The sequence below is a fragment of the Candidatus Pelagibacter communis genome (genome assembly GCF_001179925.1).
GTDB lineage: Bacteria > Pseudomonadota > Alphaproteobacteria > Pelagibacterales > Pelagibacteraceae > Pelagibacter > Pelagibacter ubique_E.
In genome coordinates this window covers 46,035-68,867 of the sequence record NZ_CVSF01000041.1, presented here as the reverse complement: position 1 = coordinate 68,867, position 22,833 = coordinate 46,035, and the positions used below count along the sequence as shown (strand labels likewise).

Annotated in this window: 20 protein-coding genes; all 20 read right to left on the bottom strand. The window is 28.9% G+C overall.

The window, feature by feature from the left end:
• Positions 1-45: 45 nt before the first annotated feature.
• From dnaE to AMN70_RS02855, 20 genes are read right to left on the bottom strand one after another with little or no spacing between them, the layout of a single operon-like run.
• Complete coding sequence (gene dnaE / locus AMN70_RS02950) at positions 46-3,465, bottom strand: DNA polymerase III subunit alpha (RefSeq protein ID WP_075501620.1); 3,420 nt, start codon at positions 3,463-3,465, stop codon at positions 46-48.
• On the bottom strand, positions 3,458-4,135 hold the full coding sequence (locus AMN70_RS02945; RefSeq protein ID WP_075501618.1) for an ABC transporter ATP-binding protein: 678 nt from the start codon (positions 4,133-4,135) through the stop codon (positions 3,458-3,460). The genes dnaE and AMN70_RS02945 overlap by 8 nt, the downstream gene beginning before the upstream one ends.
• Complete coding sequence (locus AMN70_RS02940; protein ID WP_075501616.1) at positions 4,128-5,357, bottom strand: FtsX-like permease family protein; 1,230 nt, start codon at positions 5,355-5,357, stop codon at positions 4,128-4,130. The genes AMN70_RS02945 and AMN70_RS02940 overlap by 8 nt, the downstream gene beginning before the upstream one ends.
• On the bottom strand, positions 5,354-6,688 hold the full coding sequence (proS, locus tag AMN70_RS02935) for a proline--tRNA ligase (RefSeq protein ID WP_075501614.1): 1,335 nt from the start codon (positions 6,686-6,688) through the stop codon (positions 5,354-5,356). Before proS ends, AMN70_RS02940 begins: the two co-directional genes overlap by 4 nt.
• Position 6,689: 1 nt before the next feature.
• A complete protein-coding gene (locus tag AMN70_RS02930) occupies positions 6,690-6,935 on the bottom strand; it encodes a DUF1467 family protein (RefSeq protein ID WP_075501612.1) in 246 nt (81 codons plus the stop codon).
• Entirely contained in the window at positions 6,935-8,593 is a 1,659-nt protein-coding gene (locus AMN70_RS02925; RefSeq protein ID WP_075501610.1) for a ribonuclease J, read from the bottom strand. The genes AMN70_RS02930 and AMN70_RS02925 overlap by 1 nt, the downstream gene beginning before the upstream one ends.
• Before the next feature lies 1 nt (position 8,594).
• Positions 8,595-9,341, bottom strand: a complete 747-nt coding sequence (locus AMN70_RS02920) for a type III pantothenate kinase (RefSeq protein WP_075501608.1) — start codon at positions 9,339-9,341, stop codon at positions 8,595-8,597.
• On the bottom strand, positions 9,341-9,877 hold the full coding sequence (locus AMN70_RS02915) for a biotin--[acetyl-CoA-carboxylase] ligase (protein WP_075501606.1): 537 nt from the start codon (positions 9,875-9,877) through the stop codon (positions 9,341-9,343). Before AMN70_RS02915 ends, AMN70_RS02920 begins: the two co-directional genes overlap by 1 nt.
• On the bottom strand, positions 9,877-11,295 hold the full coding sequence (gene nuoN, locus AMN70_RS02910; RefSeq protein WP_075501605.1) for an NADH-quinone oxidoreductase subunit NuoN: 1,419 nt from the start codon (positions 11,293-11,295) through the stop codon (positions 9,877-9,879). Before nuoN ends, AMN70_RS02915 begins: the two co-directional genes overlap by 1 nt.
• Before the next feature lies 1 nt (position 11,296).
• Positions 11,297-12,778 carry an NADH-quinone oxidoreductase subunit M gene (locus tag AMN70_RS02905; protein ID WP_075501603.1) on the bottom strand — a complete coding sequence of 494 codons (1,482 nt, stop codon included), beginning with the start codon at positions 12,776-12,778 and terminating at the stop codon, positions 11,297-11,299.
• Positions 12,778-14,688, bottom strand: a complete 1,911-nt coding sequence (gene nuoL / locus AMN70_RS02900) for an NADH-quinone oxidoreductase subunit L (protein ID WP_075501601.1) — start codon at positions 14,686-14,688, stop codon at positions 12,778-12,780. The genes AMN70_RS02905 and nuoL overlap by 1 nt, the downstream gene beginning before the upstream one ends.
• A gap of 2 nt (positions 14,689-14,690) precedes the next feature.
• Positions 14,691-15,002: an NADH-quinone oxidoreductase subunit NuoK gene (gene nuoK, locus AMN70_RS02895; protein WP_075501599.1), complete on the bottom strand. Its 312-nt coding sequence runs from the start codon at positions 15,000-15,002 to the stop codon at positions 14,691-14,693.
• On the bottom strand, positions 14,995-15,624 hold the full coding sequence (locus AMN70_RS02890; RefSeq protein ID WP_075501596.1) for an NADH-quinone oxidoreductase subunit J: 630 nt from the start codon (positions 15,622-15,624) through the stop codon (positions 14,995-14,997). The genes nuoK and AMN70_RS02890 overlap by 8 nt, the downstream gene beginning before the upstream one ends.
• A 5-nt stretch (positions 15,625-15,629) precedes the next feature.
• Positions 15,630-16,115 carry an NADH-quinone oxidoreductase subunit NuoI gene (nuoI, locus tag AMN70_RS02885; protein ID WP_075501594.1) on the bottom strand — a complete coding sequence of 162 codons (486 nt, stop codon included), beginning with the start codon at positions 16,113-16,115 and terminating at the stop codon, positions 15,630-15,632.
• Positions 16,116-17,114, bottom strand: a complete 999-nt coding sequence (gene nuoH / locus AMN70_RS02880; protein WP_075501592.1) for an NADH-quinone oxidoreductase subunit NuoH — start codon at positions 17,112-17,114, stop codon at positions 16,116-16,118.
• 1 nt (position 17,115) lies between these two features.
• Entirely contained in the window at positions 17,116-19,149 is a 2,034-nt protein-coding gene (gene nuoG / locus AMN70_RS02875) for an NADH-quinone oxidoreductase subunit NuoG (protein ID WP_075501688.1), read from the bottom strand.
• Entirely contained in the window at positions 19,142-20,470 is a 1,329-nt protein-coding gene (nuoF, locus tag AMN70_RS02870) for an NADH-quinone oxidoreductase subunit NuoF (protein ID WP_075501589.1), read from the bottom strand. Before nuoF ends, nuoG begins: the two co-directional genes overlap by 8 nt.
• The gene (gene nuoE, locus AMN70_RS02865; protein ID WP_075501586.1) at positions 20,463-21,071 is read right to left on the bottom strand and encodes an NADH-quinone oxidoreductase subunit NuoE; all 609 of its coding nucleotides are present in this window, start codon (positions 21,069-21,071) and stop codon (positions 20,463-20,465) included. The genes nuoF and nuoE overlap by 8 nt, the downstream gene beginning before the upstream one ends.
• Positions 21,068-22,243 carry an NADH-quinone oxidoreductase subunit D gene (locus AMN70_RS02860; protein WP_075501584.1) on the bottom strand — a complete coding sequence of 392 codons (1,176 nt, stop codon included), beginning with the start codon at positions 22,241-22,243 and terminating at the stop codon, positions 21,068-21,070. The genes nuoE and AMN70_RS02860 overlap by 4 nt, the downstream gene beginning before the upstream one ends.
• Entirely contained in the window at positions 22,227-22,832 is a 606-nt protein-coding gene (locus tag AMN70_RS02855; protein WP_075501582.1) for an NADH-quinone oxidoreductase subunit C, read from the bottom strand. Before AMN70_RS02855 ends, AMN70_RS02860 begins: the two co-directional genes overlap by 17 nt.
• Position 22,833: the final 1 nt, after the last annotated feature.

Genomic DNA, 22,833 nt, shown 5'->3' with positions numbered 1-22,833 from the left:
TTTAGAGGCTATTTACTAATATTTTTAAAATTAAACAAGTGTAAATTACTGAATATTTAAGCTTATTTCCTTCCTTCTTAAAATATTAATTGATTTTCTGTCTATGTTTCTGGTTTTTTTTAACTTAAATTTGTGTGTTTCCTTGTCATTGCATAAATTAATATAAACCACTGTTTTACCCTCATGTTCTATGAAATTCTGTATATCTTTAAGTTGTTTTTTAGATGTAAGATTAAACGTAATTTCCTTTATTGACTTATTATCTAAATCTTTAATAGATGCAATTTTACGAACATTAATTCTTTTCGACTTGTCATCGGTTGAAGAAATTGTTTTATTTAAAGTAAGTATTAATGATGAACCTTCTTTTAATGAGTCTCTGTTCAACTCCAAAACATCAGAAAAAACGAATAATTCAAAAACACTAGTTAAGTCTGTCAATTTTAATACAGCATAAGAATTTCCTTTTGATGTTTTTCGTTCTTGAATCTTTAACAATGTAGCAGCAATATTATTTTCTTTAATTTCATCATCAGAGTAAAATTTTTGATAATCTAAAATTTTAAAATCATTAAAAATGTCTTTAAATTGATTTAAAGGATGATCTGAAATGAAAAATCCAACAGACTCAAATTCTTTTGACAATCTTTCTTCAAAATTCCAATCTTTTATATTTTCAATTAAATTTATTTGAGTATCTTCATTATCATCAAACAAATTTATTTGATTTGCAATTTTGCTGTCAAAATGATTTTTAGATTTTGTAATAATATTTGGTATAGCATTAAATATAGATTGTCTATTTATATTTAAATTATCAAAAGCACCAGCCTTAACTAATCCCTCTAATTGTAATTTGTTTATATCCTTAGGATTAATTCTTTTTATAAAATCATTTATTGATCGAAATTTTCCATTATCCAATCTCTCTTTAACAATATTTGATATTGCTTCTAATCCAACTGCTTTTATTCCTCCTAAAGCATAATAAAATTTATCATCTTCAGTTTTAAAATCTGCATAACATTCGTTTATATCCGGTCTAACTATATCTATATTAAGTCTTTTAAGCTCTTCATAAAACTCACTTAACTTATTTTGATTTGATATATCCATAGTCATTGAAGCTGCAATAAATTCTTTAGGGTAATATGTTTTTAAGTATGCAGTTTGATAAGAAATAATTGCATAAGCTGCGGCATGACTTTTATTAAAACCATATTCAGCAAATGGTTCTATCTTCAAAAATATTCCAGCTGCAACTTCTTTACTAATTCCATTTTTTACTGCACCTTCAATAAAATTTTGTTTTTGTTTCTCTAACTCAGACCTTTTCTTTTTTCCCATTGCTCGTCTTAATAAGTCAGCTTGACCTGCAGTAAAACCAGATAGTTTTTGAGCTATTTGCATAACTTGTTCTTGGTAAATAATTACACCATAGGTTGGTTTGAGAATCTCTTCCAATAATGGATGAAGATAATCAGGAGATTTTCTTCCGTGTTTACAATCATTATATATTGGTATGTTGCTCATTGGTCCAGGTCTATATAATGCAACAAGAGCAATGATATCTTCTATATGATTAGGCTTCATTTGAGTAAGTGCATCTCTCATTCCTGCACTTTCAATTTGAAACAAACCAACTGTTTTGCCTGAAGACATTAAATCAAAAACTTTTGGATCCTCAAAACTTATATTTTCAATGTTAAAGTTTTTATTTTTTTTTCTAATTAATTTTTGTGTGTTATTAATTACTGTTAAAGTTTTTAGGCCTAAAAAATCAAATTTTACCAATCCAGCATTCTCTGCTGAATACATGTCAAATTGTGTTGAAGGTAATAATAAATTTGTCGAAGCATCTTTGTATAATGGAACAACTTCAGTCAATTTTTTATCAGCTATAACTACACCAGCTGCGTGTGTTGCTACATTTCTGTTAAGTCCCTCGAGTTTTAGTGAGAGATCTGTAAGTTTTTTGACTCTTGGATCCTCATTAATCAATTTTTGTAATCTTGGTTCACTTGAAATGCATTGTATCAAATTTTGTGGTCTAGAGGGATCGAAAGGTATCATTTTTGAAATATTATCAACAAAACCATAAGGCAGACCTAATACTCTTCCAACATCTCTTATCACCATTCTGGCCTTTAATTTTCCAAATGTAATTATATGAGCTACACTATCTTTATATTTTTGAGTTAGGTATTCAAAAACTAAATCTCTTTTTTCCTCACAAAAATCAATATCAAAATCTGGCATTGAAATTCGATCTGGGTTTAAAAATCTCTCAAAAATTAAATTATACTTTATGGGATCAACATCTGTGATTGATAAACACCAAGCAACAAGAGAACCGGCTCCCGATCCCCTACCTGGTCCTACTGGAATATCATTTTTTTTTGCCCATTTAATATAATCTGAGACAATTAAGAAATAACTTGAATAATCCATTTTTATAATAATATCTAATTCATGATCTAATCGATCTTTATAAATCAAAAACTTTTCATTGTTTTCTATTTCTTTAGGTTTTTGTTTAAAGAATTTAATAAATTTTTCTTTCAAACCATTTAAAGAATCTTTTATGATAATGTCATTAGCATTCCCATCCTGAGAAGTGCTTATGTTTGGTAAAATTGGTTTTGAAAAAAGTGGTCTAAAATTACATCTAAAAGGAAAATTATAATTATTTTCAAGGGCTTCTGGTATATCAGCAAATAACGTTGACATTTCTTCATCATTTTTAAGATAATGTTCTGAACTGTATCTAATTCTATTTTTCTCATTAATATATGTTTTGTTGCCAATACAAATAAGTGCATCATGTGCTTCGTGCATTTCTTTTGATAAATAAAACACTTCATTCGTGGCAATTATTGGTATTTTAAGACTATTAGATTTTTCGAGATTAAATTTTTCAAATTCAAACTCATTATGATCATTATGTCTTTGAATTTCTATATAAAACCTATCATTAAATATATCTCTTAGATTTTTATAAAGATTTGTTAATTCTAGAAATTTACCTTTCTCAAATAATTTACCAAATAAACCAAATACTGTACCTGTGAAAATTGCAATACCAGAATTATCTAGTTCAAGTAAATCATTTAAATCTAAATTAGGTTCAGATATTTTTTTATTTTCTAAATATGACTTAGATGATAGTTCTATAATTTTTCTATAACCATCAATATCAAGTGCAAACAAAGGTAATAAACCTGTAGTTTCATTAAATGTAAAATTAATTTGTGTTCCAATTATTGGTTGTGTCCCTACTTTTGATAATTTTTCAGAAAACTCGATTGCTCCACATAAGTTTGAGGTATCAGACAAACCAATTGATTTAATTCTAAATTCTTTAGCTTTGTCTGTTAAGTCTTCGATTTTAATTGCACCTTCACAAATTGAATACTGGGTGTGAATTTTAAGATGATTAAATTTTTTATAATCAGACTCAGACATTAGTAGATTTTACATTACCATCTACCATTTCCAATAAACAATCAGACTTATTTGCAAAAAATCTATTATGAGTTGCAAATATAATCAATCTTTTTGGATTTACTTGTGTTTTTAACAAAGAAAAAATTTCTTCTGAAGTTTTTTTGTCCAAACTACCAGTTGGTTCATCAGCAAGGATGATTTTTGGTTCATTAATCAAAGCTCTTGCAATAGCTACTCTTTGTTTTTCTCCTCCTGATAGTTCAGATGGATAATGATGAAGTCTACTACTAAGACCGACTTTTTTTAAAATAATTTGAGATTTGTTTTTTGCATCACTTTTAATATTACCTGCAGCTAAACTTGAAAGATATACATTTTCTAAAGCGGTAAAGTCATTTAATAAATTATCTTGTTGATAGATAATACCGATATTATTTGCTCTAAATAAATCATTTTCTTTATTTAAACTGAAATCAACTTGTTTACCATTGTATCTAATTAAACCTTTTGATGGTCTATCAATTAAAGAAATAAGATTTAGTAATGTCGATTTTCCAGATCCTGATGGACCCATTAAGGAATAAACTTTGCCCAACTTAAATTTAAAGTTAATTTTTTTTAATACTTTTATATTTCTTTTTCCAGTAAATGATTTAGTTAAGTTATTTAATTCTATATAATTATTCATATTTTAATGATTTAACCGGATCTAGTTTTGCAGCTTTGATGGCTGGGAAAATTGAAACCATAATAGTTATAATAATTGAACAAACTGAAATTAAAAATATTGAGCCTATATTTATTTCTGATGGCATTGTGCTTAAAAAATAAATTTCTTCTGGAAATAAACTTATATCAAAAATTGAACTAATGAATTCTCTTATATTTTCAACGTAAACCGAAAATAATACCCCAAGCAAAATACCAAATAATGTAGCTGATGTTCCAATAATTATTCCAATCAAAAAAAATATCTTAATAATTGAATCGTTTAATACTCCAATAGATTTTAAAATAGCTATATCTCTAGTCTTATTTTTTACTAAAATTGTAAGGCCTGAAATTATATTGAAAGCTGCTACAATTATAATTAAAGATAATATAATAAACATAACATTTCTCTCGACTTTTAATGCCGTAAATAATGATTTATTCATATCTGCCCACGTATAAACTAAGTCATTTGGAAAAATATTTTGAACTATTTTTTTTTGATTTTCAATTTGTTGAGGTTGCTTAAGATAAATTTCTAAATTACGTTCATCTTTAGATAAATTAGAAAATTCTTCAAGTGTGTTTAAATTGATAAAAACAATATTGTTATCAAAATCTGCTAATCCACTATCAAATATAGATGAAACTATAAAAGTTTTTTGTTTAGGTAAATTTCCAATAAGTGTTTCAATGCCAGATGAAGACATAATTGTAATATTGTCTCCTATATCTAGATCAAGAGTAAAACTTAACTCTTTTCCTATAGAGACAAAATTTTTTTCTAATCTTTTGTTTTGATCAGCAAAATTTTTATTGTTCATCAACTCAAGTTTTGAAAAATCACTTTCAAGATAACCGCGCAAAAGTATACCTTTTGAACTTTGCTCTCTTAAAATTATAGCCTCGCTTGAATTACTCATTATCAAATTATTTGAAATGAGCTTTAAATTAGTATTATTTATGTTCTTAACATTTATAGGCTCATAAGGTTTTATTGTTATGTGAGAATTAAACCCAACAATTTTGTTTATCAATTCAGTCCTAAAACCATTCATTACAGACATTACAATTATTAAGACTGCTACCCCTAAACTAATTCCAATAAATGAAAAAATGGAAATTACATTCAAAAAACCATCTTTTTTTCTGGCTTTTAAAAATCTAAATGTAATTTCTTTTTCTAAAGTAGAAATCAAATTGAATTTTTTTGTTGGTTTATAATTTCTATAATTTTACTTAATGGTAAATTTTGAGTTTCTCCACCAATTTCCTTGAATTCTAATAAATCACCGTCACTTTTTTTCCCTATTATTATTTGATACGGAGCCCCAATTAAATTCATCTTTTTTATTTTAGATGAGAAATTTTCATCTGTATCATCAATTATTGCATCAATATTATTTTTGCATAATTCATTGTTAATATTATTCGCTTTATCTAAAGCCGAAGAATCATTTTTATTTATCATAGGTATTACAGCAATATCATAAGGAGCAACAGACAATGGCCATTTCATGATTTCTTTTTTGTCATCATATTTGGCCTCAATTATAGCCCCTACAAGCCTTGATACACCAATTCCATAGGAGCCCATTTTAACAAAATCTTTTTTTCCTCCTGGTAAGTCAACAGATGCTCCCATTGGTTTTGAATACTTGTCACCAAAATAGAATATATGTCCAACTTCGATACCTTTTGTTATCAATTGATTTTCTTTAGAAACAACTTTTTCAAATTCATCTTTATTAAACTTTTCATCTGTTACTGCATAGAACTGCTCATATTTTTTTCTCATACTTTCTAATGAAGCTTTTTCTAGTTTAGTATCATCACTATCGAGATCAAATATTCTTTTGTCAGTGAAAATTTTACTTTCTCCTGTATCAGCAAGAATGATAAATTCATGAGATAAATTTCCACCGATAGGTCCAGTATCAGCAGCCATGGGTATTGCTGTCAATGATAATTTTTTAAATGTTTTTAGATATGAAAGAAAAAATTTATTATAGGAATAAAAAGCTTCTTCATCAGATACATCAAATGAATAAGCATCTTTCATATAAAATTCTCTACCACGCATAATTCCAAATCTAGGCCTAATTTCATCTCTGAACTTCCATTGTATATGATATAAAAGTTGTGGAAGTGATTTATAAGATTTTATTGAAGATCTAAAAATTTCAGTAACTTGTTCCTCATTAGTTGGTCCATACAACATTTCTCTATTTTGACGGTCGGTTATTCTAAGCATCTCTTCACCATAGTCCTCATAACGACCACTTTCTTTCCAAATTTCACTGGATTGAATTGTTGGCATTAATATTTCTTGAGCTCCAATTTTGTTTTGCTCTTGTCTAACAATGTCCTCTATTTTTTTCATTACCTTAAAACCTAAAGGCAACCATGAATAAATTCCAGCAGACGCCTGCTTAATCATGCCTACTCTCAACATTAATTGATGAGATTTAATTTTCGCTTCTGAAGGATTGTTTTTTAATATTGGTATAAATGAATCTGATAATAGCATCTTAATTGATCATATTTCTTAAATTTAAATATTCAAATTTAATTAATAGATAAATTATAATAAAAATGACAGTAGTAATTCCAGTGCAATATAAGAATTTTTTCAACATTTTTGGATTTTCAGGTGATCCTGGATCTTCCCCGTCAATTTTTACAGTCTTTCTTCGATTTACATCAATAGGTAAAATAGCAAAGAAAACTACCCACCATATAATTATAAAGATAATAGCTAAACCTGTTGTGCTCATTAAATTCTTACTAAATTTATATTGGTAAATGGTTTTTTTCCTGTTCTTTCTTTAGAAAATTTTCTACAAGCAATTTTTAATGCATCAATAAGATTATGTTCTTGTTGTTTGCTTCCAATTTTAAAAGTTCTAGAAGTTTTTTCTATTTCTTCCTCTAATCCATAAACAAAATCATCTCGATCATCTACAGGTAAACCACGAAATGAAAGTATGGGGTTATTATGTATATTTCCTTTTGGTGTAATCATTATTGTTACTTCAAGATATCCATTGGCACTTAAATTTTTTCTATCTTTTATTGATTGTGAATCTGGATCTACACTTACATTGCCATCTAAATAAAGTCTGCCACTTGGAGCCTTGTCAAATACTTCAGGTTTTTCACCCGGATACAACTTGACAATATCACCATTTTCCACTTGAACTGGATATGGTACTTGCATTTCTTTTGCAAAATTAATGTGTTCTATCATGTGTCTATGTTCACCATGCACAGGTATTACACACCTAGGTTTTACCCATTGATACATTTCTTTAAGATCTTCTCTATTTGGATGACCAGAAACATGAACAAATTCAGTTTCTTCAGATATTACTTCTATTCCACCCTTAACAAGTTGATTATGAAGTTTATAAAGTTTTTTTTCATTACCAGGTATAATTTTTGAAGAAAAAATTACAGCATCACCTTTTTCAATAAAAACATCTGGATGAACATAGCTAGAAATTCTCATCATTGCACCCATAGGTTCTCCTTGGCTCCCAGTACATAAGTATACAATTTTTTCTCTTGAGAAATTTTTAGCTTCTCTTGGATCAATTGGTTCAATTGTATTTTCTAAATATCCACATTGACGTGCAGCCTTATAAATACGATGCATTGATCTTCCAACTAATGAGATTTGTCTTCCTGTTTGTTCTGCGCAATAAAAAGCTGTCTCCATTCTGGCTACATTTGAAGCAAAGGACGTAATTATAATTCTTTTTTTTAATCGAGACATAATATTCAACATATTTTTTCTTACATCTAATTCTGAACCTGATTTACCAGCGCTAAAAACATTTGTTGAGTCACAAATCATTGCTAGCACACCTTCTTCTCCAATTTCCTTTAATCTTTTATCGTTTATATTGTCTCCAATTAAAGGATTTGGATCTACCTTCCAATCTCCAGTATGCAAAATAACTCCTGCAGGAGTTTTTATTCTAAGTCCATTTGGTTCTAATATAGAATGCGTTAAGGTAATATATTCAATTTCAAAAGGATTCAAAATAACCTTTCCATTTAACTCAACTATATGTAAATGATTGGTTATATCGATTTGTTTTTCTTTAAATTTTTCTCTGATTAATACGGCTGTGAAAGGAGTTGCAAAAATTTTACACTGCAATTTTGGCCATAAATGAGCAATTGCCCCAATATGATCTTCGTGAGCATGTGTTAAAATTATTCCTAATAAATTATCTTTTCTTTCAACTATAAAACCTGGATCTGGATAAATTAAATCAACACCTGGAATAGTATCATCTGCAAATGTTACTCCTATGTCGACCATAATCCATTTATGATCACCAGGTTGTCCATGACCGAACAAATTCATGTTCATACCTATTTCTCCTGATCCGCCTAAGGGACAAAATAAAAGTTCATCTTTCATATTATTTAATTAATTTTGAAATTTTCATTAAACCTTTAATTGTAATATCTTGGTTATGATTTGCTTTTGTTTTAATTGAGTTTTTAAATAAATTTGAAAATCCGCCAGTAATAATTACTTTAAAAGATTTTCCAGTCTCTTTCTTAATTAAATTAATAATATTGTCAATTAAACCTGCATAACCCCAAAAAAAACCTGATCTGACGGCTGAGATTGTATTGTTGCCAATCACTTTATTAATCTTCTTTAAATCTATTTTTGGAATCAAAGTTGCTTTATCAGACAAGGTATTAAGAGACAATCTCACACCCGGAGCAATAATTCCTCCATAATAAGTATTTTTAACTAGCACATCAAAAGTTGTTGCTGTTCCAAAATCTAAAATTATAAAATTATTTTTTTTATTCATTAAACTTATAGCATTAGTAATTCTATCAGAGCCTACCTGTTTATAATTTACTTTAATTTTTATAAGAGATTTTAAGTTTAATTTTTTAACCTCAAAGCAATTTAATTTAACTTTTTTCGATAAAAATTTTTTAATTATGTCAAATGTTTTGGGTACAACACTGCAAAATAATATTTTTTCAATTTTATTAAATTGAATTTTATTTTTTTTAAATAAACTATTTAACTGCTTGTTGTTTAATGATTTTGATAAAAATGTAATCTTTTTTAAAATTTTATTGTTTTTAGAAACAATACATAGTTTTGTTTCGGTATTACCAATATCGCCTAGAATATACATTATCTAATGTTATACAGTTTGGATAAATTTTTTTCAAAAAGTTGTTTTAGTTTATTTTCTACACTTAATTTACTAATACTTTTTTTACTTACCTCTTGCAAGTTTGTAGCAGGATAATTCCTTATTATTGGATTTTTTTTAATATTTATACCTATACCAGTAATTAAAAATTTTTTATTTCTTACAAATATAACTTCTTGTAAAATCCCACTAATTTTTTTTTTATCGATTAGTAAGTCATTTGGTTTTTTAAATAAAATTTTTTTACTTGTAAATGAAGAGAGTAACTTTTTAACTAAGAGACAATTAATTTTTGTTATAGCGCTAATAGATAGATTCACTTCATTTAATTGATTAAAAAAAGAGATAAATAAGTTTCCTTTTGATGATATCCATTTTCTTCCATACTGTCCTCTACCATTTACTTGTGTTTCAGCAACAACCATTCCTAAATTATAATTAGTTTCTTTAATAATTCTTATTGCAGTATTATTTGTGCTTTTAACTTTTTTAAATTTAAATTTTTTAAATTTCATTAAATAATATTAATTCTTGAAACAACTTCTATTAACTGACTTGGGAATATGAAGTATAAAAGAATTAATATCGTTGAAACTGTAAGTGAAAGTTTTAACCATAGGCTATGGTCTGTATCGTATTTGTCTTTTTCTTTGTCAAAATACATAATTTTTATAATTCTTAGATAATAAAAAGCTGCCACTACGGTTGATAATAAACCTACTATAGCTAAAAAATACATTGATTGTTCTAATACGGCTTTAAAAATATAAAATTTTGCAAAAAATCCAGCTAGAGGAGGTATACCTGCTAAAGAAAATAGTATTAACAATAAACTTAAAGATAATAATGGATGATTTTTCGATAGCCCTGAAAGATCATCAATATCCTCGTAATATTGATCTTTTCTTCTTAACATTAATAGACAAGAAAAAAGAGCTAAGTTCATAACAACATAAATAGAAATATAAATTATTGAGCTTTGAATTCCATCATTTGATGCTGTTGCTAAACCAGCCAATGTATAACCAACGTGTCCAATAGAACTGTAAGCAATTAGTCTTTTAATATTAGTTTGCCCTATAGCAGCAACTGCTCCAAAAACCATAGAAGCTATAGATAAGAAAACTATTATCATTTGCCATTGATCAATTAAATTTAAAAAGGGAACATATAAAAATCTAATAAATACAGTCAAAGCAGCTATCTTTGGTAATATTGTAAAAAATAAAGTTACAGTTGTTGGAGATCCTTCATAAACATCGGGCGCCCACATATGAAATGGGACTGCAGAAATTTTGAATGCTAAACCAACCAAGATGAATACAATTCCAAATGTTAAAAAATACTCCTCAGAATTTAGTTGATTTGATATTATATCAAAATTGGTTGAACCTGAAAAACCATAAACTAAAGAACATCCGTATAATAACAGTCCAGATGATAATGCACTTAAAACAAAATATTTCAAACCAGCTTCTGATGATTTTAATTGATCCCTGTTATATGTCGCTAAAACGTAAAGAGCTAATGATTGTAATTCTAAGCCCATATAAAAAACAATTAAATCATTTGAGCTAATCATTACCATCATACCAAGAATAGAGCTCAAAATAAGTATTGGGTATTCTATATTATATATTTTAAATGTTTTTAAATAAGTTGATGAAATCACTAAAACTAAAAAACCTCCAATTAAAGTTATAATTTTCATTAGCGAGGACATACTGTCAATCACAACACTTTCATTAAACAAAGTTTCTCGAGTTACAGAGAAAGTTTCATTTATTGTTATTATTGTTGTAATTAAAATAGCAAACAAAGATAAATTAAAAGTAATTTTAGAACTGTTATTTTTAAACACACCCAAAATAAGTAGAAACATAATTGATAGAGAAATAAAAATTTCAGGCAATATTAAATTTAAATTTTCCATATTATTTACTAGCCATATTTGTGTTATGCATATTAATTAGATCGGTAACAGAAACTTCAATAGTGTTTATTAATGGATCGGGATAAAAACCAAAAAATAAGATTGGTACAGCCAAACAAGATAAAATAAAATATTCAGATCTATTTAAATCTAACATTTTTTTAAGATCTTCATTAATTAATTTTCCAAATACTACTCTTTTATATAGCCACAACATGTATGCAGCTCCCAAAATCACTCCAATACTTGCTATAACAGCTACTAAAAAATTATCTTTGAAAGCTCCCATTAATATTAAAAACTCACCAATAAAACCACTGGTTCCAGGTAAACCAAGGGATGCTAAAGCAAATAACATGAACAATATTGAATATTTTGGAATTACAGAAACCAGTCCACCATACGTACTTATTAATCTAGAATGCATTCTGTCATAAACTACACCAACAGTTAAAAATAATGCTGCAGAAACTAATCCGTGGCTTATCATTTGAATTATACTTCCTTCAATTCCTTGTTGCTGCAAAGTGAATATACCTAAAGTTACAAAGCCCATATGCGCAACTGATGAATAAGCAATTAACTTTTTCATATCTTCCTGCATTAAAGCTATAAGTGAAGTAAATATTATTGCTATAACACTCAAGGTGTAAATTAATGGTGTAAATACTTCAGACGCGATTGGAAAAAGACCTAAAGAAAATCTTATAAAACCATATCCAGCCATCTTTAACAATATGGCAGCTAACAAAACAGATCCAGCTGTAGGAGCCTCAACGTGCGCATCGGGTAACCATGTATGAACTGGCCACATAGGTGTTTTAACAGCAAATGAACTAAAAAATGCTAACCACAATAGATTTTGATATTTTACATCAATACCAATTTCATATAGTTGAACCACGTCAGTTGTTCCTGTAATCCAATAAATTGAAATTATTGCAACTAACATCAAAACAGATCCTAACAGTGTGTATAAAAAGAATTTGAATGCTGAATAAACTCTTCTTGCACCTCCCCAAATACCAATAATTAAAAACATTGGGATTAATCCAGCTTCAAAAAATAAATAAAATACTAATAAGTCAAGTGCACAGAAAACACCAATCATGAAACTTTCCATGATTAGAATTGCAATTAAAAAATCTCTTAATCTATTTTTAACAGAATTATTTACAGATATAATGCAAAGTGGTGTTATAAATGTAGTTAATATAATAAATAAAATTGAAATACCATCTACTCCAACTTTATAATTAATTAATCCTTCAATCCATATTCTTTCTTCTATAAATTGGAAACTAGATGTAGATTGGTCAAAAGAAATCCACAAGTAAATTGAAATTAAAAAATTAACAACTGTCGTAAATAAAGCTACATATTTCGCAGTTAAGTTATTTCCTTCTTTATTTTTGGTAAAAAATAAAAATAAAGCACCAATTGTTGGTAACAATATTAATGATGAAAGAATAGGAAAATTCATTATTTAATTATTAAAAAAGTTAGTAATGCCGAAAAACCTAACAACATTACAAATGCATATTGATAGATAAAACCACTTTGAAATTTAGTTGCTTTAATTGAACATTTTTTTATGAAAGAAGAAATTCCATCAGGACCAAAACCATCGATTATGGTTCCATCACAAAATTTCCATAAAAATAGACCTAGATTTTTTGAGGTTCTAATAAACAACACATCGTACAACTCATCAAAATACCATTTGTTGACTAAAAAATTATACAAAGGTTTATTCGTTGAAACTATTGAATGAGGTAACTCTTTGTTTTTTACAAATAAGTAATAAGCAATTGGAATAGATAACAAAACTAAACAAGGTGTTAAAAGTAAAAACCATAAAGGTGGATGTTCAGTACTTAAAGGCTCTAAAAACTTGATAGACTCCGCCCAGAATAAATTCTCACCATGACCAATAAAAAGTCCTTTAAATAAAAAACCAGCAAAAACTGCTCCTATTGATAGAATAAATAAAGGAACAAGCATTACTAAAGGAGATTCGTGTGTTTCCTCTATCTTAATCTCTTTATTATTATATTCTCCATGGAAAGTTTTAAATATCAATCTCCATGAATAAATAGACGTTAAAAAAGCTGTAACTATTCCAATCCCAGCTGCATAGTATCCAGTAGTATTACCCCGTAAATAAGCAAATTCAATAATTGCGTCTTTAGAATAAAATCCCGATAAAAATGGGAAACCTGTTAAAGCAAGTGTTCCAATTATCATTAAAGTATAGGTATATGGTAACTTTTTCCATACACCTCCCATGTTATTTATATTTTGCTCATCTTTAAATGCGTGGATTACTGAACCAGATCCTAAAAATAATAAAGCTTTGAAAAATGCGTGAGTAAATAAGTGAAACATAGCAACATTATATGCACCTACTCCAGCTGCAAAAAACATATAACCAAGTTGACTACATGTAGAGTAAGCAATAATCTTTTTTATATCTGTTTGAACTAAGGCTACTGTTGCTGCAAAGAATGCAGTAGTCATTCCAACGATTGTTATAAAATTTAGTATTAATGGAGAATATTCGTAAATTGGAGAACATCTTACAACTAAGAAAACACCAGCTGTTACCATCGTTGCTGCATGAATTAGTGCAGAAACTGGTGTTGGACCTTCCATAGCATCAGGCAACCATGTATGAAGTAATATCTGTGCGGATTTACCCATTGCTCCAATAAATAAAAGCAAACATACTAAATCTATCGCTTTAACTTCAAAACCTAAAAAGGATAAATTTTTATCTACAACTGTTGGAATTTGTTGGAATACTTCTGAATAATTAACAGTTCCAAATAAATAAAATATTAAGAAAATTCCTAAAGCAAAACCAAAATCACCTACTCTATTTACAACAAATGCTTTTATTGCTGCAGCATTTGCGCTCTCCTTTTTAAACCAAAAACCAATTAAGAAGTAGGAACACAAGCCAACACCTTCCCATCCAAAAAATAGTTGAATAAAATTATCTGAAGTTACCAGCATTAACATTGCAAATGTAAACAATGATAAATAAGCCATAAATCTTGGCTTATGTGGATCATGAGACATATAACCAATTGAATAGATGTGAACTAAAGCAGATACAGAAGTTACTACTACTAACATCACAGCTGATAATGGATCAATTAACATTGACCAATTTACTTCAAGTGATCCAGAGTTAATCCATGTGGCTATAATAATATTTTCTTCGTACTGATTTACAATTACTTGATAAAGAACATAAATTGATAGAAGTGCAGAAATTGAAACGAGTGCACTTGTTATTATTTCAGAGTTTCTATCACCTATATATCTCCCAAAAAATCCAGAGATGATTGAAGCAATAAGTGGTAAAAATATAATTGATAGTTCCATGATCATCCTTTCAACTTATCAATTTCTTCTACTCGTATTGTTCCAGAGTTTCTGAAATAAACTACTATTATTGCTAAACCTATTGCTGCCTCTGCAGCTGCAACAGTAAGAATGAATAAAGTAAAAACTTGTCCTGCCAAATCACCTAAATAAATCGAAAAAGCTACTAAATTAATATTCACTGCAAGTAATATCAGTTCAATACTCATTAATATGACGATGATGTTTTTTCGATTTAGAAAAATACCAATTACTCCAATTGAGAATATCACTGCGCCTAAAGTTAAATAATGTCCTAAACCTATCTCAGTCATCTATTTTAACCCCCTTATTACTTTGAACTTCTAATACCTCAACACCTTCACTTCTTTCTCTAGAAATTTGTTTGATATAACTTTGTTTTTTAACGCCAGATCTTTGTCTAAATGTTAAAACAATAGCACCTATCATAGCTACTAATAGGATCATTCCACTTATTTGAAACACATGAATATAATCAGTGTATAAAACCTGTCCTAATGAATGAGTGTTACTAATGTTTGATTGGGCAATTGAATTATTAATATCAAAAATTTCTGGTTTATATTTCCAACCTCCAATTACAATTATAATTTCTAAGAATATAAGAGTGGTGATGATTAATCCTATAGGAATATGTTTAGAGCTTTGTTCACCAGAAAACCATTGGTTTTTTTGTTGGGCTACGTTTAACATCATAACAACAAATAAGAATAAAACTGCTACAGCTCCAACATAAACAATTAGCATTATCATTCCCAAAAATTCTGCACCAATCATTATAAATAAACATGAAATGCTTATAAAATCTAAAATTAAAAAAAAAACTGAGTGTACGGTATTTTTGGAAGCAGTAACCATTATTGCTGAAATAATTGCTATGGTAGAAAAAATATAAAAGAAAATTGCGTGAGCCATTTTTGCTATCTATAAGGATTATCAGATTTTATATTAGCAGCTAATATATTCTCCCAACGATCTCCATTATCTAATAATTTTTCCTTGGTGTAATACAGTTCTTCTCTTGTTTCAGTAGAAAATTCAAAATTTGGTCCTTGCACAATTGCATCTACTGGACATGATTCTTCACATAAACCACAATAAATACATTTCATCATATCAATATCATATCTTGTAGTTTTTCTACTACCATCCTCTCGCTCTGATGATTCAATCGTTATAGCTTGTGCTGGACAAACAGCTTCGCACAACTTACAAGCAATACATCTCTCTTCTCCGTTTGGATAACGACGTAAAGCGTGCTCTCCTCTAAATCTTGGACTTATTTTACCTTTTTCAAAAGGGTAATTTATAGTTTTTTTTGATTTAAATAATTCTTTAATAGCAATAACTAAACCTCCTAAAAAATCAGTCATAAAAACGGTTTTTAAAAATCTTGAAAATTTCATTTAAGTTACTGGTAAAAGATTAAAATAAAATAAATAGCTTGCTGTTAAAATTACCCATATTAATGAAAAAGGTAAAAATATTTTCCATCCCAGTCTCATTAATTGATCGTATCTATATCTCGGAACAATTGCTTTTACTAGAGCAAATAAAATAAATAATAAAATTATCTTAAAAATTAACCAGACAGCACCAGGCAGTAAATTAAATGGATACAAATCTATTGGAGATAACCAACCACCTAAAAACAAAATAGATCCAAGTGCGCACATTAATAGTATATTTGCATATTCTCCCAACCAAAACATTGCATACATCATTCCTGAATATTCAGTTTGGTATCCGGCAACTAACTCAGCTTCGGCCTCTGGTAAATCGAAAGGTGGTCTATTAGTTTCTGCTAAAGCTGAAATAAAATAAATTATAAACATTGGGAATAAAGGTATTATAAACCACATATTCTGTTGTGCTAAAACTATGTCATTTAAATTTAATGATCCAACACACAAAAGCACATTTATGATAATTATTCCTATAGATACTTCGTAAGATACCATTTGTGCTGCTGATCTAATTGACCCTAAAAAAGGATATTTAGAATTTGAAGCCCATCCTCCCATAATAATGCCATACACTCCTAATGATGAAACCGCAAATATATATAGAATTCCCACATTAATATCTGCAAGAACTTGGGTTTCACTAAAAGGAATAACTGCCCATGCAATTAAGGCCAAAGTCATTGTTACTATTGGTGCTAAAATAAAAATAATTTTATTTGAACTAGCGGGAATAATTATTTCTTTAAAAATATATTTAAGAGCATCAGCTAAAGACTGGAGTAGACCGAAAGGACCTACAACATTTGGTCCACGTCTTTTTTGAACAAAAGCCCAAACTCTTCTGTCTAACCATACAATCATTGCAACAGAAACAAGTACTGGTACAAGTAAAAATAAGATCTTATAGACCTCTTGAAAAATTATGGCAAAGTAATCCATTTTATCCGTAAGTGCCTGTTCTTTTGACGCCTATTTTTGAATTATGACAATCAAGCATAGTTTTAGATGCTCGAGCTATTACGTTGGAAAAATAATAACTTTTGTAATCCACCAAAAGTTTTTCATTTTTAAAACTGTTATTTATTTCTATATTTGATTTTTGAAGATTTTTATTTTCTCTTTTTAAATTAATAAAGTTAAACATACTGCTTTCTAATTCATCTTTATCATTAAATAGTTTTCTATTATTCATAAATTCGGCAAGTTCATTAATAATTTGCCAGTCTTCTTTAGCTTCACCGGGAGGATAAGACGCTTTGTAAGATTTTTGTAATTTACCCTCCAGATTTGTAAAATATCCATTTTGTTCTGTATAAGCCGAACTCGGTAAAATTATATCTGCAATTTCAGCACCTTTATCTCCATGACTACCTTGGTAAATTATAAATTCATCTTTTTTTGAAAATTTTAAATCATCTTGACCTAAAAGATAAATAATTTCATATTTATGATTATTTAATCCATCAAACATATTTTCATTATGATTGATAATATTTAAATCTAAACTACCTACAGTAGCAGCATCGGAAGTTAATTTATTTAAAGAATTCCATTCGCTTGAAATTTTATTATTTTTTTTCAAATAATTTTTGATTAAATCAAATATATATTTTGCTGACTCTATTTTAAAAAAAGACTCTCCTAAAATAATTAAGGGTTTTTTTGTGCTTATAATTTTTTTAGATAAATCATTTCGACCTTGAAAAATATCAACAATAGTTTTTGTTTGTCCATCTAGTTTTTCATATGAATATGTTAAATCTCCCACATCATTTAAAGAAATTATTTTTGTATTGTTATTTAAAAAAGATTTTCTTATCCTAGCGTTTAAAATTGTAGCTTCAAATCTTGGATTAGCACCTATTAAGAAAATCAAACCGGCATCTTCAATACCTTTGATTGATGAATTAAATATATAATTTTCTCTTTCCGAATTATCTACATAGTAATTTGATGATCTGCTTTCATAGTTGCTTGAGTCTAAAGTACGATCAAAAAATTCTTTGAAAATATAACTCGACTCCATATTACTTAAATCTCCAACAAATCCAGCAATTTTATCTTTTGATGTATTTTCGATTTTTGATTTTATTATCTTAAAAACTTCTTCCCAACTAGCTTTTTCAAATTTGCCATTATATTTAATAAATGGAGTATCTAATCTTTGATTTAAGAGACCATCGCAAGCATATCTTGTTTTGTCAGATATCCATTCCTCATTTATATCTTCATTAATTATTGGTAGTACTCTTTTTACTTCCCAGTCATAAGTGTCAACTCTAATATTTGAGCCAACTGCATCCATTACATCAATCGACTCTGTTTTTTTTAATTCCCATGGTCGAGCTTCAAAAACATATGGTTTTGATGTGAGAGCTCCAACAGGGCATAAATCTATGACATTACCAGACAGTTCAGATTGTATTGATTTTTCAAGATAAGTTGTTATTTGCATGTCTTCACCTCTACCTATAGCTCCTAATTCTGGTACTCCAGCTATTTCAGTTGCAAATCTTATACATCTCGTGCAATGAATGCATCTTGTCATCTGAGTTCTAATAAGGGGTCCCATATTTTTATCTGGAACTGCTCTTTTATTTTCTTTGAATCTTGATTTATCAATCCCGTAAAACATTGACTGATCTTGGAGATCACATTCTCCTCCTTGATCGCAAACAGGACAGTCTAAGGGATGATTAGCTAACAAAAATTCCATTACTCCTTTTCTAGATTTTTCAATTTTTGGGGTATTGGTTTTTATGACCATACCGTCTGCGGCAGGCATTGCACATGACGCTATTGGTTTTGGGGATTTTTCCATTTCAACTAAGCACATTCTACAATTACCCGCTATCGATAATTTTTCGTGGTAACAAAATCTTGGAATTTCCACTCCAGCTTTTTCACAAGCTTGAAGAACAGTCAGCCCCTCTTCTATTTCTACATCAATATCATTTACTTTTAATTTAAGCATTTTTATCCAATAAGTGTTGATCAACTAGGTAAGGAATATTTTTATTATCTTTAACAATTGGATCAAATTTATTTCTTTTTTTAATTTCATCTTTAAAATGTCTTAATAATCCTTGAACTGGCCATGAAGAGCCTTCTCCAAATGCACAGATTGTATGTCCCTCTATTTGTTTTGTTACATCCATTAACATATCAACCTCATCCCTTGACGCCTCCCCTTTTGCCATTCTTTCTAACATTCTCCACATCCAGCCCGAGCCTTCTCTACAAGGAGTACATTGTCCACAGCTTTCATGTTTATAAAATCTGGCAATTCTTGCCATACACTTAATAATATCTTGATCTTTGTTAATAACAACTATCCCTGCTGTTCCTAAACCACTTTTTTCAGTCATCAATGAATCAAAATCCATTGTAATCGTATCACATGTCTTCTTGGGCAATAAAGGCATTGAAGATCCACCCGGAATTACAGCTTGCAAGTTATCCCACCCACCGATAACACCTCCTGCATGAGTCTCTATTAAATCTTTTAAAGGGACTCCCATTTCTTCCTCTACATTACATGGATTATTTACATTTCCTGAAATACAAAAAATTTTAGTTCCCGTATTTTTTGGTTTTCCCAACTTGGAAAACCATTCACCACCTCTTCTTAATATTGTTGGAACAACTGCAATTGTTTCAACATTATTAATAATTGTAGGACATCCATACAATCCTATTAAAGCTGGAAAAGGAGGCTTGAGTCTTGGTTGTCCTTTTTTGCCTTCAAGACTTTCAAGCAAAGCTGTTTCTTCACCACAAATATATGCACCAGCACCATAATGTATATAAATATCAAAGTCCCAACCTGTGCCTGACGCATTTTCACCTATGACTTTGTTTTCATAAGCTTCATCAATCGCTTTTTGAAGTTTCTGACCTTCATTATAGTATTCACCTCTAATATAAATATAACAGGTATGTACATTGACTGCATATGAGGCAAGTAAACATCCTTCTATTAATTTATGAGGTTCAAATCTTAAAATATCTCTATCTTTGCAAGTACCAGGTTCTGACTCATCTGCATTTATGACTAAATAATGTGGTCTTGAACCAACTTCTTTAGGTGCAAATGACCATTTCAATCCCGTTGGAAATCCAGCTCCTCCTCTTCCTCTTAACTCTGAAAGTTTTATTTCATTAATTATCCAATCTTTTCCTTTTTCACAAATCTCTTTAGTATTGGACCAATCACCTCTTTTTCTAGCAGACTCAAAATCTGAACCTAAATCATTATACAAATTTCTAAATATTCTATCTTTATCGTTAAGCATTTTTTATATCCAAAAGAGTCTTTCTATTATTTTCAGGTTCTGAGTTTAATCTACCTCTGTAAGAGCCTGGCTCTGGTTTTTTTCCAGAAATAATTTGGTCTAATATTTTTAAAGTTTTTTCTTTATCTAAGTCCTCATAATAATCATCATTAATCTGCATCATTGGTGCATTAATACAAGCTCCTAAACATTCCACTTCCATCCAAGAACAATTTTTTTCTTTAACAAATTCATTTTCATTTTCAGAAATTTTTTCCTTACACGCCTCAACAAGTTTATAAGCTCCTCTGATCATGCATGGTGTTGTAGTGCAAACTTGAATAAAATTTTTTCCAACTGGAGTTAAATTATACATAGTATAAAAAGTTGCTACTTCATAAACTTTGACATAAGGCATTTCTAAAAGTTTACCAATATACTTCATAGCTGATAATGGTATCCAATTATCATTTTGTTTTTGTGCTAAGTATAGTAAAGACATAACAGCGCTTTGTTTTTTTCCTTCAGGATATTTTTTGATAATTTTATTTACCTCATTCAAATTTTCTTCTGTAAATTCAAAATTATCAGGTTGTTCTTTTGAAATTTTTCTTAATGTCATCTGTCAACTTCTCCAAAAACTATATCTAAAGAACCCAACACAGCAGGAACATCTGCCAGCATATGTCCCTTGATTAAATAATCCATTGATTGCAAATGTGAAAAACCTGGGGCTCTTATTTTGCATTTATAAGGTTTGCTAGTTCCATCAGAAATCAAATATACACCAAACTCTCCCTTTGGAGCCTCTACAGCAGTATAAATTTCATCGTTCGGAACTCTATAACCTTCAGTAAACAATTTAAAATGATGAATTAATGCTTCCATCGATTGTTTTAATTCTTTTTTAGGGGGAGGACTAATTTTTCCATCTTGAGATTTGATCGCTCCTTTTTCCATTCTTGATAAACATTGTTTAATTATTGAGATGCTCTCTTTCATTTCTTCTATTCTACATAAATAACGATCGTAACAATCTCCATTTTTACCTACTGGGATTTTAAACTCTAATTTATCATAACAATCATATGGTTGCGATTTTCTTAGATCCCATGGAATACCTGAGCCTCTAATCATTACGCCTGTAAAAGAATAATCTAAGGCATCTTCTTTAGTTACAATACCAATATCAACATTTCTTTGTTTAAAAATTCTGTTATCTGTTAATAAATTCTCTAAATCATTAATGATTATTGGAAAAGATTCACAAAATTTACCAATATCCTCTTCTAGCCCTGCTGGTAAATCTTGGTGAACTCCACCCGCTCTGAAATAATTAGCATGTAATCTTGACCCTGAGGCTCGCTCATAAAATGTCATTAATGTCTCTCTTTCCTCAAACCCCCACAAAGAAGGTGTAAGTGCTCCAACATCAAGTGCTTGTGTTGTAACATTTAAAATATGACTCAATATTCTTCCTATTTCACAAAATATCACCCGTATATATTGAGCTCGTATTGGTACATCTATTTCTAAAATTTTCTCAATTGCCAATGCAAAAGCGTGTTCCTGATTCATTGGGGCTACATAATCTAACCTGTCAAAGTAAGGTACAGCTTGCATATAGGTTTTATTTTCTATTAATTTTTCAGTTCCGCGATGTAGTAAACCAATATGTGGATCAGCTTTTTCAACTACTTCTCCATCTAATTCTAGTATTAATCTCAGAACACCATGAGCTGCAGGATGTTGAGGACCGAAATTTAAATTTAAATTCTTAATTTTTTTTTTCATTTTTATCTTTTAGTTCTTTAATATATTTAGTTCCTTCCCATGGACTCTCATAATCAAAATTTCTATAATTTTGCTCTAATTTGACTGCTTCATTGACTACTTTCTTTTCATCTTCGCTATATCTAACTTCGGTGTGTCCAGTTAAAGGAAAATCTTTTCTTAAAGGATGGCCTTCAAAACCATAATCTGTCAAAATTCTTCTCAAGTCTGGATGATTTTTAAAATTTATACCATACATATCAAAAACTTCTCTTTCCATCCAATTTGCGGAAGGAAAAATCGATGTTAATGAGTTAATAACCTCGTTTTCATTTACGCTATAACTTACTATAATTCTTTGATTAAATTCATGACTTAATAACAAATAAACTAATTTAAATCTTTGACTTAATTCTGGATAATCAACAGCTGTAATATCAATTAATTGTCTAAATTTTGTGTCCCTATTTGTTTTTAAAAAAAGAATTACATCTAATAAATCTTCTTTATCAATTTCAATATAAACCTGATCGTGTTTTATTTCTGAATTATTTATTTTTGTCGTAAGTTCAGAATTAATCTTTTTTTCTAATTCATTTAAAGTATTCATA

Coding starts and splice junctions, on each gene's coding strand:
- nuoF (WP_075501589.1), bottom strand. CDS start 20,470: ATGCTTAACGATAAAGATAGAATATTTAGAAATTTGTATAATGATTTA.
- AMN70_RS02925 (WP_075501610.1), bottom strand. CDS start 8,593: ATGAAAGATGAACTTTTATTTTGTCCCTTAGGCGGATCAGGAGAAATA.
- nuoG (WP_075501688.1), bottom strand. CDS start 19,149: ATGCTTAAATTAAAAGTAAATGATATTGATGTAGAAATAGAAGAGGGG.
- AMN70_RS02930 (WP_075501612.1), bottom strand. CDS start 6,935: ATGAGCACAACAGGTTTAGCTATTATCTTTATAATTATATGGTGGGTA.
- nuoK (WP_075501599.1), bottom strand. CDS start 15,002: ATGACTGAGATAGGTTTAGGACATTATTTAACTTTAGGCGCAGTGATA.
- AMN70_RS02945 (WP_075501618.1), bottom strand. CDS start 4,135: ATGAATAATTATATAGAATTAAATAACTTAACTAAATCATTTACTGGA.
- AMN70_RS02890 (WP_075501596.1), bottom strand. CDS start 15,624: ATGGCTCACGCAATTTTCTTTTATATTTTTTCTACCATAGCAATTATT.
- nuoN (WP_075501605.1), bottom strand. CDS start 11,295: ATGGAAAATTTAAATTTAATATTGCCTGAAATTTTTATTTCTCTATCA.
- nuoI (WP_075501594.1), bottom strand. CDS start 16,115: ATGAAATTTTCAAGATTTTTAAAAACCGTTTTTATGACTGATTTTTTA.
- AMN70_RS02905 (WP_075501603.1), bottom strand. CDS start 12,778: ATGAATTTTCCTATTCTTTCATCATTAATATTGTTACCAACAATTGGT.
- AMN70_RS02860 (WP_075501584.1), bottom strand. CDS start 22,243: ATGAAAAAAAAAATTAAGAATTTAAATTTAAATTTCGGTCCTCAACAT.
- nuoH (WP_075501592.1), bottom strand. CDS start 17,114: ATGGATTACTTTGCCATAATTTTTCAAGAGGTCTATAAGATCTTATTT.
- dnaE (WP_075501620.1), bottom strand. CDS start 3,465: ATGTCTGAGTCTGATTATAAAAAATTTAATCATCTTAAAATTCACACC.
- AMN70_RS02920 (WP_075501608.1), bottom strand. CDS start 9,341: ATGTATATTCTAGGCGATATTGGTAATACCGAAACAAAACTATGTATT.
- proS (WP_075501614.1), bottom strand. CDS start 6,688: ATGCTATTATCAGATTCATTTATACCAATATTAAAAAACAATCCTTCA.
- AMN70_RS02855 (WP_075501582.1), bottom strand. CDS start 22,832: ATGAATACTTTAAATGAATTAGAAAAAAAGATTAATTCTGAACTTACG.
- AMN70_RS02915 (WP_075501606.1), bottom strand. CDS start 9,877: ATGAAATTTAAAAAATTTAAATTTAAAAAAGTTAAAAGCACAAATAAT.
- nuoL (WP_075501601.1), bottom strand. CDS start 14,688: ATGGAACTATCAATTATATTTTTACCACTTATTGCTTCAATCATCTCT.
- nuoE (WP_075501586.1), bottom strand. CDS start 21,071: ATGACATTAAGAAAAATTTCAAAAGAACAACCTGATAATTTTGAATTT.